Below are 13,402 nucleotides of genomic sequence, written 5' to 3'. Positions count from 1 at the left end.
CGGACGGTCGGCCCGGACGACCGCCGTGCCGCGCGCCTGGCCGCCGTCGCCCCGCTCCCGGCCGAGGAGCCCGCCGCCCAGGAGACGGGCCCGGACCTGGGCGCCATCCTGCGCCGGTTCCGCGCGGACACCCACTTCACCCAGCAGGACCTGTCCGACCTCCTGGGCTTCAGCCAGCCGTACGTCTCGCTCCTGGAGCGCGGCAAGCGCACCATCCGCGACGTCACCCAGCTGCGGCGCATCGCCCGCCTCCTGGGTCTGCCGGAGACGGCCGTCGGCCTCCTCCCGCTCGCGGCCTGACACCTTCCCGGGTGAGCGCTCACCGACGCTCACGGGCGCTCACCACCCGCTCACCCGGCCGCCCGACTGGCCTGGTTTCAACCGCAGTCGGCCGCCTTTCAGGGGCGCGCGCGGGGCGGTGAACACCCGACTGTTCACCGCCGCTCACGGAGCCGTTCCCGGCGTTACCCGCCGACCGTTCCCGGTTCCCCGGAAGCGCTTCCCGCCCCGTTCCCCCATGCATCGGTCGCCCACTGACCAGGTGTCACGGCCCGACCGCACCCGACTCGCTCACCGCGTTTCCGCCGACCGTTCCCGCGTTCCCGGAAGCGCTTCCCGCCCCTCGCAGGAGTAGCTGTGACCAGCCATGACGGGGCCGACTCCCGACCCCAGGAACCTCCACCACCCCGACCTGAAACCCCGGCCGCCACCGCTGAAACGCCCGCCCGCCGAGCTGAAACCGGCCCGGCCGTGAGCGCCGTCCAGTCAGGTGTTCACCGCCCCGTTCACCCCGCCGCTGAAGCGCCCACCGGTGCGGCTGAAGCCCCGGCCCGCGCCGCTGAAACAGCGCCCGGCGGACCTGAAACGGGCCCGTCCGTGAGCGGTGCTCACGGCGCCGTGAGCACCGGTGAGCACCCGGTGAACACCCCCGCCGCCGGTACCGCTGAAACGCCCGCCCGTGTCCTTGAAACGGACCCAGGTGTGGTTGAAGCGGCGGTGCTGCCCGACCCGATCGCCCTTCCCGCACCGCTCCGGGACGCGCACCGCTCCACCGCCCGGTGGGCCGCCGACCGGTTCGTGGGCGCGCTCCGCCGGATCACCCCGGCCGTGGTCCTCGACCGGTGGGGACAGCCCGTCGGCATCCCCGACTACGGCTCCCCCGCCTTCGCCGCCCTTCCGCCGGCCGACCCGCGGCGGGAAGCCGCGCTCATCACCGCCGCCGAAGCCTGGCGCCAGCAGGCCGAGACCGCACCGGAGTTCATCCACACCGGGCTCCGCAACGAGCTGGTGATCGGCGAGCAGGCCCGCGCCGAGTGGGTGGCCGAAGACGAAGCCTCCTGGAAGCGTCTGGTGCGCACGGTGCGGGCCTGGTCGAACCACCCGACCGCGCTGGAGCTGGCCGAGCAGCGCAGCCGCGCCGCCGAAGCCGCTCGACGGGCCGTGAGCGCTTCTCCGGGCTGGCCGCCGGTGGCGATCCCCGGCCGTCCCGGCTGGCACCGCCACCGTCTCCCCGACGGCCGTCAGGTCGACCTCCCCGACACCACCACCGTCCCCCAGCTTGCGGAGAGCGCCTGATGCCCGTCGAACTCCACCTCGCCACCACCCCCGACGGCCGACCACAGAGCCACCAGGACCCGATGTACGACCCGGCGCCCGGGATCGACCGCCCCTCACGGCCGGGCCCGGTCCCAGACCCGGAGGTGTTCTGCGGCTGGGTCGGCGACACCGTCCGCGACCTCGACCCGACCACCGAGGCCGACCCGGTCGGCGTCCTGGTGAACCTCCTGTCCGCCGGGGGAGCAGCGATCGGCCCGGGGCCGTTCATGTGGATCGGCAACGACCGCCACCCCGCCCTCATCTGGGCCCTCACCGTCGGTGCCACCGCCGCCGGCCGCAAGGGTGCGGGCACCAACACCGCCAAGCGGCTGTTCAAGGCCGCCGTGCCGGAGTTCATCGCCTGCAACACCCGCTCCGGCCTGTCCTCCGGCGAGGGCCTGATCGAGATGGTCCGCGACGGCGACGACGACAAGGACCCCGGCGTCACCGACAAGCGCCTGTGGGTGGTCGAGTCCGAGTACGGCGTCACCATGGCCCGGGGACGGCGGGAAGGCTCCTCGCTCAGCGGCATCCTGCGCCAGGCCTGGAACGGCGAGGACCTGGGCGTGATGAACCGGGACGCGCTGCACGCCACCGCCCCGCACATCGCCGTCATCGGCCACATCTCCCCGCGCGAGCTGCGGGCCAAGATGCAGGACGCCGAGATGGCCGGCGGCACCTACAACCGCTTCCTGCCGGTCTTCGTCCACCGCAACCTCCTCGACCCCGACGGCCAGGGCGCCCCCGACGGACTGATCGACAACCTCGCGTCGGCGTGGAAGACCGTCCTCACCGACGCCCGCCGCGTCGGAGAGGTCCGCCTCACCGAGCAGGCCGCCCAGCTGTGGCGGGAGGAGGTCTACCCGGCCCTGTGCGGGGACGAGGCGGATGAGGGCCCGCTCGCCGAGTTCACCGCCCGCGCCGCCCCCTACGCCAAACGCGCCGCCATGGTCTACGCCCTCCTCGACCACACCGACCGCATCGGCGAAGCCCACCTCCGCGCCGCATGGGCCCTGGTCCGCTACGCCCGCGCCAGCGCCGCCCACATCCTCGGGCCGACCGCCGCCACCAGCACCGGCGACCCCGACCTGGACAAGCTCATCGCCGCTGTGAAGGCCGCCGGACCGGCCGGGCTGTCGGGGGATGAGGTGTACCGGCTGTTCAAGCGCCGCAACGCCGCCTACCGCTCCGACCTCACCGCCCGCCTGTGCCAGCTGCCCGGCTTCGCCGCAGCCCAGGTGCCCGGAGACGGGCGCCACCGGACCGTCTTCCTCTTCGCACCCCCGGGGTGAAAAGGGTGAGAAGGGTGGAAAGGGCCCTGACCTGCGAAAACGCCGGGTGCTAAGCGGGGCGGAAAGGGGTGCCAAGCCCCTCGCACCGCCCGCCACCCCGACTCTTTCCACCCCTTTCCACCCCGCTTTCCACCAGAAGAAACCGCAGGTCAGACCCCTTTCCAACCTTTCCACCCTTTCCACCACACACCCCGCCCAGAAAGGGCCCGCCACCATGACCCGCACACCCGCCACCAACCCCACCCGACCGACCATCCCACCGGACGCCCCACCGACCACCCCGGAGCCCCGGGCCCGCTCCCCACCAGGCCTCAGGGGCCCACCCCGCCCCGACCGCCGCCACCACCCAGGCGCATGCCGGACGGGAACGGGCCCGGCGTCCACCACCAGGACACCGCCACTACCCTCCCCCGCCGAGAGCACCCCGCCCCCGTTGTTGGCGCAGGTCAAAGCACCAACACCAACGCCAACACCAACGCCAACAACGCCGAGGAGCGGCCACCCGAGAGGGGTCGCCATGCGCACCACCCCGCCCGCTCGGAGGCCCCGCGACAAGCTCCTCCGCCGGGCCGGAGACGGGAAGGAAGGCACCGCCCCGTCGCCTTCCTCGACCGGCCCCGTCCGACCCCGCTCACGGCCCCGAACCCACCGCTTCCGAGGCCAGAAGACAGGACCCTCCCAGCCCCTCCCCCGCCCTCTCCCGGCACCCCCTCCCGGGAGGCGGTAGGGCGGTAGGAACCGCAGGTCAGCCCCTACCTACCGCCCTACCTACCGGCCCCCTACCTACCGCCCTACCCCGCTCCGACCGGCACCCCCAGAAGGGGAACACGATCACGCGCCAACGCCACCTCGCCCTACCCCGGCACCGAGCCTGACACCCCCTGACACCTGAAAGCCCTGACACCCAAACCCCTAGGCAAACCCGGTGTCAGACGGCCGCTGACACCGCCCGACACCCACCCCTGACACCTGCTCTGACACCCCGCCCTCACCCACAGGAGAGGCCCATGGCCAACCGCAGCACCCCGGCCGACCCCCGACCCACCGTGGTCGCCCTCCCCACCCGCTTCCTCACCCCCGAGGACATCGCCGCGATGTTCGGCGTCCCGCTGGAGACCGTCTACCAGTGGCGCCGCAAGCGCACCGGCCCGCCCGCCTTCCGCGTCGGCCGGCACCTGCGCTACCACCCCGATGCCGTCGCCCAGTGGATCACTGACCAGACCCAGCAGGCCGCCTGACCCGCAGCCGAACTCGGCACCTCTCCGAGGACTGACAGGCACCCGGAGAGAGGCCCACCCGCAGGGCCTCCACCCACCCCCGCACTGAAGGGCGCGAAGCCCGCCCCCAGCACCCGCCAGTACGACCATCCCGCCCCAGCCTCAGGCGCCCTCTTCCCGAGCTCGCCCGCAACACCGCCCCGGCGGGGCCCATCCAGCACCCCTCCCCCAGCCCTTCCCAACACCCCGCCCCCGTTGTTGTCGCAGGTCAGAGCAACAACAACAACCACAACAACCCAACAACACCGAAGCCACTACCACTTCAAGGAGCGGCCCCATGGCCGGACACATCCAGGACCGCTGGTACAAGACCGAACCCAGCCCCGACGGCAAGCCGCAGCGCGTCCGCACCGACCGTTACGGCACCGGCAAGCGCTACCGGGCCCGCTATGTCGCCCCGGACGGCACCGAGAAGAGCAAGAGCTTCCCCGACCGCCAGAAGCGGCAGGCGGAGGAGTGGCTGGCCCGGATCGAGGCGGACATGTCGCGCGGCCAGTACCTCGACCCGGCGACGGCGAAGACGACCTTCCAGGAGTTCGCCGAGCACTGGCTGAGGAGCCAGACCAGCGATCCCAACACGCAGGCCTCGATGCAGTCGCAGCTGCGGCGGCACGCCTTCCCCCGGATCGGGGCCCGGCCGCTGACCTCGTTCCAGCCCAGCCACATCCGGGAGTTCGTCGCCGAGCTGGAGACCTCCGGCATGTCGGGGTCGTACGCCCGGGTGATCTTCTCCAACGTCCGGGCCGTGCTGAGCGCGGCCGTGGACGACGGCATCCTCCTCCGGAACCCGTGCGCCGCGCAGACCGTGCGCCCGCCGGTCGTCGGCTCCCGGCGGGTCGTCCCGTGGGAGCCGGAGCGGGTGTTCGCCGTCCGGGCGGGCATGACGGAGCGGTACCGGGCCACGGTCGACGTCGGCGCCGGCTGTGGGCTGCGGCAGGGCGAGATCCTGGGCCTGGCCGTGGACGCGCTGGACTTCGACGCCAGCACGATGCACGTCACCCAGCAGCTCAAGCTGAGCCGGAGCAAGCCGGTCTTCGCGCCGCCGAAGGGCGGGACGCTGCGGAGCGTGCCGCTGCCCCGGCCGGTGGCCGACGCGCTCCGGGCCCACATGGAGCGGTTCCCGGCGGTGGAGATCACGCTGCCGTGGATGAAGGTGGGCGGGCCGCCGGTCACGAAGCGCCTGATCTTCACCAGCCTGTCCGACTCGATCGTCTGGCGCGGCATGCTGAACGAGGACCACTGGAAGCCCGCGTTGGCCGCCGCCGGGGTCATCCCGACGCCGGGCAAGGGGGAGTCGTACGCGTCCGCCCGGGAGCACGGCATGCACGCGCTCCGGCACTTCTTCGCCTCGGTGCTGCTCGACGCCGGGGAGAGCATCAAGGCCGTGAGCGAGTACCTGGGCCACGCCGATCCGGGGCTGACGCTGCGGGTGTACGCCCACCTGATGCCGGACAGCCGGCACCGGGCGCGGAAGGCGATCGAAGGGGTCTTCAAGCCCCAAGATCACGAAGGCTGACGGCCCACAGACGGCCCGGGAATGACAACGGCCCCTGATCTGCGCCATACGCGCAGGTCAGGGGCCGTATCGCCAGGTGGGTTACTTCTTGCCCTGGTTCTTGACCGCCTCGATGGCCGCGGCGGCGGCGTCCGGGTCGAGGTAGCGGCCGCCCGGGGTGACGGGCTTGAAGTCGGCGTCCAGCTCGTAGACCAGCGGGATGCCGGTCGGGATGTTCAGGCCGGCGATGGCCTCGTCGGAGATGCCGTCGAGGTGCTTGACCAGCGCGCGCAGGCTGTTGCCGTGGGCGGTGACCAGGACGGTCTTGCCGGCGGCGAGGTCCGGGACGATGGCGTCGTACCAGTACGGGAGCATCCGCTCGACGACGTCCTGCAGGCACTCGGTGCGCGGACGCAGCTCGCTCGGGATCTCGGCGTAACGGGCGTCGCCGGCCTGCGAGTACTCGGCGTCGTCGGCCAGCGCCGGCGGCGGGGTGTCGTACGAGCGGCGCCACAGCTGGAACTGCTCCTCGCCGAACTCGGCCAGGGTCTGGGCCTTGTCCTTGCCCTGGAGCGCGCCGTAGTGGCGCTCGTTCAGCCGCCAGCTGCGGCTGACCGGGATCCAGTGCCGGTCGGCCTTGTCCAGGGCGATCTGCGAGGTGCGGATGGCGCGGCGCAGCAGCGAGGTGTGCAGCACGTCGGGGAGCAGACCCTCGGCGGCCAGGAGCTCGCCACCGCGGGCGGCCTCCTTCTCGCCCTTCTCGTTGAGGTCGACATCGACCCAACCGGTGAACAGGTTCTTCTGGTTCCACTGGCTCTCGCCGTGGCGGAGCAGGATGAGTCGGTACGTCGTGTCAGCCATGGCCCCCAGCTTAGTGGGGGCCGGAAAACCCCTGGTGGGGACCTTCGGCCGCTGTGTAATGTGTGCTCTGCGTATCTGACACTTACATATGTCGGCTGACCGGGCCTGCCGTACCGCTCAGCGGACACCTGCCCTCGGGAGCCCCCACATGCTCGTCACCGCCCGGTTCCGAAGAATGATCCAGGAGACGGCGGGCGGGCTGCCGCGTCAGTTCTGGTGGCTCTGGGTCTCGACGCTGGTCAACCGGCTCGGCGCCTTCGTTGTTCCCTTCCTGTCGCTCTACCTCACCAGCAACCGCGGCTACTCGGTCACCTACGCGGGCGTGGTCGCCGCCCTGTTCGGCCTCGGCGCGGCGGTCTCCTCGATCGTCGCCGGGGTGCTGACCGACCGGATCGGACGCCGCCCGACCCTGCTCGCCGCCCAGCTCGGCACCGCGCTGTTCACCGCCGTGCTCGGCTTCTCGGACGGCCAGGTGACGATCGCGGTGGTGGCCTTCCTGGTGGGCTTCTTCAACAACGCCACCCGGCCGGCCGTCTCGGCGATCATCGCGGACATCGTCCCGTCCGCCGACCGGGTCCGCGCCTACTCGCTGAACTTCTGGGCGATCAACCTGGGCTTCGGCCTCTCCTCCGCGGTCGCCGGCCTGATCGCCACCCACGGCTACCTCACGCTCTTCCTGCTGGACGCGGTCTCCACGGCGCTCTGCGCGGTGGTGATCTTCGTCAGGATCCCGGAGACCAAGCCCGACACCCCGGCCACGAAGACCGACGAACCGGCGGTCGGCCTCGGCGGTGTCTTCCGCGACCGCCGCTTCATGGCCGTGGTCGGCCTCACCCTGCTGCTCGCCCTGGTGATGCAGCAGGGGTCGACCACCCTCCCGGTGGACATGGGCCTCCAGGGCGTCACGCCCACCGAGTACGGCCTGGTCATCGGCCTGAACGGACTGCTGATCGTGCTGCTCCAGATCCCGCTCACCCGGTGGGTCGAGAATCGCAGCCGGTCGGCCATGCTGGCGGCGGCCTCGCTGTTCATCGGCTGGGGGTTCGGGATGACGGCCCTGGCCGGGTCGTCCGCCTGGTTCTACGCCTTCACGGTGGCGGTCTGGACGATCGGGGAGATCCTCTACACACCGACCCTGATGAGCCTGATCGCCGAGCTGTCGCCGACCCACGCCCGCGGGCGCTACCAGGGCGTCTACTCGCTCTCCTGGTCGCTCGCCTCGTTCGTCGGGCCGGCCGTGGGCGGAGTGCTGCTGGAGCGGGCCGGCGGCGGGGCGCTGTGGGGCGCGTGCGGGGTCTGCGGCACGGTCGCCGCGGCCGGCTACCTGGCGCTGGGCAAGCGGACCGGCGCCGCGCCGGGCGTCCGGCCCGGCGGGGCCGTCGTCGCGGTTCCGGCGCCCACGACCGCGGCCGCGACCGCAGTCGCGCCCGAACCCGCGCCCAAGCCTGAGCAAGCTGCGACGGGCGCCTGACCGGCGGGGTCGACCGGCAGGGGCGTCAGCCGGCGTCCGGGGCGGTGGCCTCGGACGCGGCGGTGTCGTCGGACGGGGCGGTGGCCTCGGACGCCGCGGTGTCGTCGGACGGTGCGGCCAGGTGGGCGAAGGCAGCCAGGTTGCGGGTGGACTCCCCGCGCTTGGTGCGCCACTCCCACTCGCGCCGGATCGCCGAGGCGAAGCCCAGCTCCAGCAGGGTGTTGAACGGCTCGTCCGCGTTCTCCAGCACCGTCCCGAGCAGCCGGTCCACGACCTGCGGGGTGAGCGCTTCGAGCGGCAGCCGCCCGGCCAGGTAGACGTCGCCGAGCGCGTCGATCGCGTACCCGACGCCGTACAGCCGGGTGTTGCGCTCCAGCAGCCAGCGGTAGACGGCCTCGTGGTTCTCGTCCGGACGGCGGATCACGAAGGCGTTCACCGACAGGGTGTGATCGCCGACCCGCAGGGCGCAGGTGGTGCTCAGCTTCCGGGTGCCGGGGAGGGCCGCCACCAGCGTGTACGGGTCGGTGGCGGCCGGCTCCCAGGCCACCCCGGCGTCGTCCAGGGCGGCGCGCAGGAGGGTCAGGGCCTCGTCCTTGGTGCGGTTTGCCATGGGGGCGAGGTTACTCGCCGGTACCGGCCGGGCGCAGCTCCCGACGGGCGCGAGCCGAGGGCGGGCCCGGTCCGAGGGCGGGCCCGGTCCGTGGGCGGGCCCGGTCCGGGAGCGGATGCGGGCCGGGGGCGGGCCCGGTGCGGGCCGGGGGCGGGCCCCGGCCTCAGACCAGCCGCTGCCGGGGCGCGGCGAACCGGCCGGCCGGGCGGGCCAGGCTGCCGGCGTACACCTCCGCCGTGGTCGCCGCGGCGGTGTCCCAGCCGAAGCGGGCCGCGTGCCGGGCCGCCGCCGCGCCGCGCCGGGCCACCAGGCCCGGGTCGGTGACGTACGGCTCCAGCGCGTACGACCACTCCAGCGGGTCGTGGCCGTTCACCAGGCTGCCCGTCTCGCCGTCCCGCACCGCGACCGGCAGGCCGCCGACCGCGGCCGCCACCACCGGGGTGCCGCAGGCCTGCGCCTCCAGCGCGACCAGCCCGAAGGACTCGCTGTACGAGGGCATCACCAGCGCCGTCGCCGCCCGGTACCAGTCCGCGAGCTGCGGCTGACCGACCGGCGGGTGGAACCGCACCACGTCGCAGATGCCCAGCTGGGCGGCCAGCTTGTGCAGGCTCTCCGGCCGGGCCAGCCCGGTGCCGGACGGCCCGCCGACCACCGGCACCACCAGGCGCTCGCGCAGGTCCGGGCGGCGGTCGAGCAGCGCGGCGACCGCCCGCAGCAGCACGTCCGGGGCCTTCAGCGGCTGGATCCGGCCGGCGAACAGCAGCACCGCGGCGTCCTGCGGCAGGCCCAGCCGGGCCCGCGCGGCGGCGGGCGCCCGCGGCCCGGCGGGGCGGAAGACATCCAGGTTGACCCCGGGGTGGACGACGGCCAGCTGGTCCGGCCGGGCGTCGTAGTGCAGTTCCAGCTCGGCGGCCTCCTCGGTGGTGTTGGCGATCAGCCGGTCGGCCGCCTCCACCACCTGGGTCTCGCCGATCACCCGGGCCGCGGGCTCGGGCGTGTCGCCCACGGCCAGCGCGGCGTTCTTGACCTTCGCCATGGTGTGCATGGTGTGCACCAGCGGCACGCCCCAGCGCTGCGCGGCCAGCCAGCCGACCTGCCCGGAGAGCCAGTAGTGCGAGTGGACCAGGTCGTAGTGGCCGGGCCGGTGGCCCGCCTCGGTGCGCAGCACCCCGTGGGTGAAGGCGCACAGCTGGGCCGGCAGGTCCTCCTTGATCAGGCCCTCGTACGGCCCGGCGGTGACGTGGCGGACCAGCACGCCCGGGGCCAGCTCGACCGTCGGCGCGTCGTCCGAGCCGGTCGCCCGGGTGAACACCTCGACCTCGATGTTCAGCTCGGCCAGGCGCTTGGCCAGCTCGACGATGTAGACGTTCATCCCGCCGGCGTCCCCGGTACCGGGCTGGTGCAGCGGCGAGGTGTGCACGCTCAGCATCGCTATCCGGCGCGGACGGCGACGGCCGGGCACGAGCGACTGGAGCCGGCCGCGCGCGGGTGCGGCGGGCTGGGCACGGCGTACCGAACGGACCGGGTGCTGGATCACCTGGCTGAAGCCTCCTCTGTGCGGCCCGTCCGGGCGACCCCTCCGGGCCGCCCGCTGTCCGGTGTGCGCTGCCCAGTCCGGGCACACATCACCACCAGTGTGCCAACCGCACGAACCGCGTCCCGCATTCCCGCCCCCGGCCCACGGACCGGGACGGACGGCATCGCCCCAGGTCAGCGCGGCCGCTTCGACGGCCCGACTACCCTTCTGGGCATGGCTGCCTCCTTCGAACCCCCGACCGCCGCGCCCGCCCGCGGGCGGACCGGACGCCCGGTGGGGACGGTCACCCGGGGCACCACCAACACCAACCGGCTGCGCCGGATGGACCGCTGGATCGCCCACACCCTCGGCCGGGCGCTGCGCGCCGCCGAGCGCCCGCCGGTGGCGGTGGACCTCGGCTACGGCGCCGCGCCCTGGACCGCCGTCGAGCTGGCCGGGCGGCTGCGCGCGGTGCGGCCGGACGTCCGGGTGGTCGGGATCGAGATCGAGCCGGAGCGGGTCGCCGCCGCGCTGCCGTACGCCGAGCCGCCGCTGCTCACCTTCCGGCGCGGGGGCTTCGAGGTGCCGCTGGACGGCGGGGCTCCGGCCCAGCTGATCCGGGCCGCCAACGTGCTGCGGCAGTACGACGAGTCGACGGTGGCGGCCGTGTGGGAGCGGCTGTGCGCGCGGCTGGCCCCGGACGGGCTGCTGGTCGAGGGCACCTGCGACGAGATCGGGCGGCGGCACGTCTGGGTCGCGCTCGGCCCCGAGGGGCCCCGGACGGTGACCTTCGCGGCCCGGCTGGGCGGCCTCGGCCAGCCCTCCGACCTGGCCGAGCGACTGCCGAAGGCGCTGATCCACCACAACGTGCCGGGACGCCCGGTGCACGCCTTCCTGGCCGACTTCGACCGGGCCTGGGCCGCGGCCGCGCCCTACGGGGCGTTCGGGGCGCGGCAGCGCTGGGTGGCGGCCTGCGCGGCGCTGGCGGGCAGCTGGCCGCTGGTGGACGCGCGCGGGCGGTGGCGGCAGGGTGAGGTCACGGTGCCCTGGTCGGCGCTGGCGCCGTAGGCGGCGGGGCCGGTGGGGGGCCGGTGGGGGGCCGGTGGGGGGCCGGTGGGGGGCCGGTGGGGGGGCCGGTGGGGGGCCGGTGGGGGGCCGGTGGGGGGCCGGTGGGGGGCCGGCGCGGGTTGGTTCGGGCTGGTGCGGGCTGGTGCGGGCTGGTGCGGGCTGGTGAGCGACCTTATAGATTCACTAGAACGAGTTATCGAATAACTCTGGCGTGTTGACGCCCCGGCAGGCCACCATGGACCCATCCGGGCGGCGCCGCCACACACCGCCCGGTCCGCAACGCACCCAGCCCCAGCACACCGGCCCCGCCGTCAGTCCGCCCAGCCGGGCAGCTCCCGCCGGGCCTGTTCGAACACCTCGTACATCTCCGAACCGAACAGCACGAACCGCACCTCCGCCAGCTCCGAGCCCGCCTCCGCGTCACCGCCGTCCAGCACCTCCGCGACGGTGCCGAGCGCGATCCGGGCCGCGTCCGCCGGCGGCCAGCCGTAGATCCCGGCCGACACGGCCGGGAAGGCCACCGTGCGCGCGCCGAGCCCCGCCGCGGTGCGCAGTGACTCGCGATAGCAGGAGGCCAGCAGCTCCGCCCGCTCCTCGTACTCCTCCGCCCGGTACACCGGCCCGACGGTGTGCACCACCCACCGGGCGGGCAGCCGCCCGGCCGTCGTCGCCACCGCCTGACCGGTGGCCAGCCCCTTGCCGTAGTGCGAGGCACGCAGTCGGCGGCACTCCTCCAGGATCCGCGGCCCGCCCTTGCGGTGGATCGCGCCGTCCACCCCGCCACCACCCAGCAAGGACGAGTTGGCCGCGTTCACCAGGGCGTCCGCGGGGACTGTTCCGTGATGTCACCCTCCACCAGGGTGATCCGGGTCACCGCCGCCACCTCCACCACTCCCCTTCCAGGAACCGCCCGGCACCGCCGGGGCGGGAACCGAGCCCTCGTCCGCATCCGTCCACCACACCGCCATCGTCGTGGCAATGACCACAACGGCCAGGTCGGCGACAGAAATCCCCGGAGATCACGTTATGGTCGCGAGAAGTTCCCCGACGCCCGGTCGGGCACTGCGGACGGACGCCGGCCGTTACGCAGGCGGGGAAAGGGAGGAACCACCGATGCCCGCAACGGGAGACGGGCGGGCACCTGGTGCCGCAGACCTGCCGGGCGCCCATGGCGGCGCCCCCGTCGGCCACGCCCGCAACCGCACCACGACCGGCCGGGCCACGGCGGTCTCCCCCATACCCCACCCCCGCTCACGGGCCGCGCACGCCGGCCACCCGTCCCATGTCTCCGAGCCGGGCGCCGGTCCGGCGGACGGCCCGGCCGACGACGCACCGCTGCGGCTGCTGGTCATCGAGGACGACGCCTCCGACGCCCAGCTGATCAAGGCCGCGGTGGCCGACAGCGGCACCTCGATCGAGATCCACTGGGCCCGCGGACTGGACCAGGCCACCGAACTGCTCGCCCCGCCCGCCCTCTGGGCGCGGCGCGGGCGCTCCCGCACCCCCGAGTTCGGCTGCGTGCTGCTCGACCTCGCCGCGCCCGCCGACCTGCCGGACCCGGAACGGGGGCACCTCCCGGCCTCCCGGACCGGGGGAGGATCCGACGGGCTGGAGGGCCTGCACGAGCTGCTCCGCCGGGCCCCGCACACGCCGGTCGTGGTGCTCACCGACGCCGCCGGGGCCGAACTCGGCGCGGCCGCCGTCGCGGCCGGCGCCCAGGACTTCCTGCTCAAGCACGACACGGACGGCCCGCTGCTCGCCCGCGCCCTGCGCTACGCCGTCGAGCGCAAGCGCGCCGACGAGTCCCAGCGGCGCCTGGTCGAGGCCGAGCTGCGCGGCCAGGAGAACGCCCGCCTCCAGCGCCACCTGCTGCCCACCCCCCTGCTCGACGGCGCCGGGCTCTCCTTCACCCGCCGCTACCGCCCCGGCCGCCGGCGCGCGCTGCTCGGCGGCGACTTCTACGACGCCGTGCGCACCGACGACGGCACCGTCCACGTCGTGATCGGCGACGTCTGCGGCCACGGCCCGGACGAGGCCGCGCTCGGGGTCGCGCTCCGGATAGCGTGGCGCACCCTGGTCTTCGCGGGCCTCACCGGGGAAGCCCTGCTCGCCACCCTCCAGCACGTGCTGGAGCACGAGCGGCGCAGCGAGGAGATCTTCGCGACGCTCTGCATGCTGGTCATCGAGCCCGATGACACCGAGAGCGCGAGCGGGAG

At 74.0% G+C, this 13,402-nt stretch carries 11 protein-coding genes and 1 pseudogene; 8 read left to right on the top strand and 4 right to left on the bottom strand.

Annotated elements, in window-relative coordinates; translation table 11 throughout:
* The 5 genes from ACFRMQ_RS27170 to ACFRMQ_RS27150 all read left to right on the top strand — a co-directional run.
* Window positions 1–300 (top strand): helix-turn-helix domain-containing protein (locus ACFRMQ_RS27170; protein WP_380733274.1); only part of this gene is annotated, 300 nt, incomplete at its 5' end.
* 681 nt (window positions 301–981) lie between these two features.
* Complete coding sequence (locus ACFRMQ_RS27165; protein ID WP_380733272.1) at window positions 982–1,575, top strand: hypothetical protein; 594 nt, start codon at window positions 982–984, stop codon at window positions 1,573–1,575.
* On the top strand, window positions 1,575–2,888 hold the full coding sequence (locus ACFRMQ_RS27160) for a DUF3987 domain-containing protein (RefSeq protein ID WP_380733270.1): 1,314 nt from the start codon (window positions 1,575–1,577) through the stop codon (window positions 2,886–2,888). Before ACFRMQ_RS27165 ends, ACFRMQ_RS27160 begins: the two co-directional genes overlap by 1 nt.
* A 1,007-nt stretch (window positions 2,889–3,895) precedes the next feature.
* On the top strand, window positions 3,896–4,126 hold the full coding sequence (locus tag ACFRMQ_RS27155; RefSeq protein ID WP_380733269.1) for a helix-turn-helix domain-containing protein: 231 nt from the start codon (window positions 3,896–3,898) through the stop codon (window positions 4,124–4,126).
* A 316-nt stretch (window positions 4,127–4,442) separates the two neighbouring features.
* Window positions 4,443–5,681 carry a tyrosine-type recombinase/integrase gene (locus ACFRMQ_RS27150; RefSeq protein WP_380733268.1) on the top strand — a complete coding sequence of 413 codons (1,239 nt, stop codon included), beginning with the start codon at window positions 4,443–4,445 and terminating at the stop codon, window positions 5,679–5,681.
* 81 nt (window positions 5,682–5,762) lie between these two features.
* Here ACFRMQ_RS27150 and ACFRMQ_RS27145 read toward each other — a convergent pair whose 3' ends face one another.
* Entirely contained in the window at window positions 5,763–6,521 is a 759-nt protein-coding gene (locus ACFRMQ_RS27145) for a phosphoglyceromutase (RefSeq protein ID WP_380733266.1), read from the bottom strand.
* Window positions 6,522–6,669: 148 nt separating this feature from the next.
* On the opposite strand from ACFRMQ_RS27145, the gene ACFRMQ_RS27140 reads away from it, so the two are divergent.
* Entirely contained in the window at window positions 6,670–7,992 is a 1,323-nt protein-coding gene (locus tag ACFRMQ_RS27140; protein WP_380733264.1) for an MDR family MFS transporter, read from the top strand.
* Between the two features lie 25 nt (window positions 7,993–8,017).
* Here ACFRMQ_RS27140 and ACFRMQ_RS27135 read toward each other — a convergent pair whose 3' ends face one another.
* Window positions 8,018–8,602 (bottom strand): YbjN domain-containing protein, encoded by a 585-nt coding sequence (locus tag ACFRMQ_RS27135; protein ID WP_380733262.1) that lies wholly within the window; start codon window positions 8,600–8,602, stop codon window positions 8,018–8,020.
* Window positions 8,603–8,765: 163 nt separating this feature from the next.
* The gene (gene mshA / locus ACFRMQ_RS27130; protein WP_380733276.1) at window positions 8,766–10,136 is read right to left on the bottom strand and encodes a D-inositol-3-phosphate glycosyltransferase; all 1,371 of its coding nucleotides are present in this window, start codon (window positions 10,134–10,136) and stop codon (window positions 8,766–8,768) included.
* A gap of 216 nt (window positions 10,137–10,352) precedes the next feature.
* Here mshA and ACFRMQ_RS27125 point away from each other — a divergent pair, with 216 nt between their 5' ends.
* Window positions 10,353–11,186 (top strand): class I SAM-dependent methyltransferase, encoded by an 834-nt coding sequence (locus ACFRMQ_RS27125; protein WP_380733261.1) that lies wholly within the window; start codon window positions 10,353–10,355, stop codon window positions 11,184–11,186.
* A 311-nt stretch (window positions 11,187–11,497) separates the two neighbouring features.
* Here ACFRMQ_RS27125 and ACFRMQ_RS27120 read toward each other — a convergent pair.
* Window positions 11,498–12,060 (bottom strand): annotated as a pseudogene (locus ACFRMQ_RS27120) (O-acetyl-ADP-ribose deacetylase).
* A 239-nt stretch (window positions 12,061–12,299) separates the two neighbouring features.
* On the opposite strand from ACFRMQ_RS27120, the gene ACFRMQ_RS27115 reads away from it, so the two are divergent.
* On the top strand, window positions 12,300–13,402 hold a 1,103-nt coding region (locus tag ACFRMQ_RS27115; RefSeq protein ID WP_380733259.1), incomplete at its 3' end, for a PP2C family protein-serine/threonine phosphatase.

The sequence above is a fragment of the Kitasatospora sp. NPDC056783 genome, from assembly GCF_042789895.1.
In the GTDB taxonomy this organism is placed as follows: domain Bacteria; phylum Actinomycetota; class Actinomycetes; order Streptomycetales; family Streptomycetaceae; genus Kitasatospora.
This window is presented reverse-complemented; position numbering and strand designations above follow the sequence as displayed.

What these genes read in the sequence shown, in the direction of transcription:
- ACFRMQ_RS27145 (WP_380733266.1), bottom strand. Translation starts at nt 6,521, where the DNA reads ATGGCTGACACGACGTACCGACTCATCCTGCTCCGCCACGGCGAGAGC.
- ACFRMQ_RS27155 (WP_380733269.1), top strand. Translation starts at nt 3,896, where the DNA reads ATGGCCAACCGCAGCACCCCGGCCGACCCCCGACCCACCGTGGTCGCC.
- ACFRMQ_RS27140 (WP_380733264.1), top strand. Translation starts at nt 6,670, where the DNA reads ATGCTCGTCACCGCCCGGTTCCGAAGAATGATCCAGGAGACGGCGGGC.
- ACFRMQ_RS27125 (WP_380733261.1), top strand. Translation starts at nt 10,353, where the DNA reads ATGGCTGCCTCCTTCGAACCCCCGACCGCCGCGCCCGCCCGCGGGCGG.
- ACFRMQ_RS27160 (WP_380733270.1), top strand. Translation starts at nt 1,575, where the DNA reads ATGCCCGTCGAACTCCACCTCGCCACCACCCCCGACGGCCGACCACAG.
- ACFRMQ_RS27135 (WP_380733262.1), bottom strand. Translation starts at nt 8,602, where the DNA reads ATGGCAAACCGCACCAAGGACGAGGCCCTGACCCTCCTGCGCGCCGCC.
- ACFRMQ_RS27150 (WP_380733268.1), top strand. Translation starts at nt 4,443, where the DNA reads ATGGCCGGACACATCCAGGACCGCTGGTACAAGACCGAACCCAGCCCC.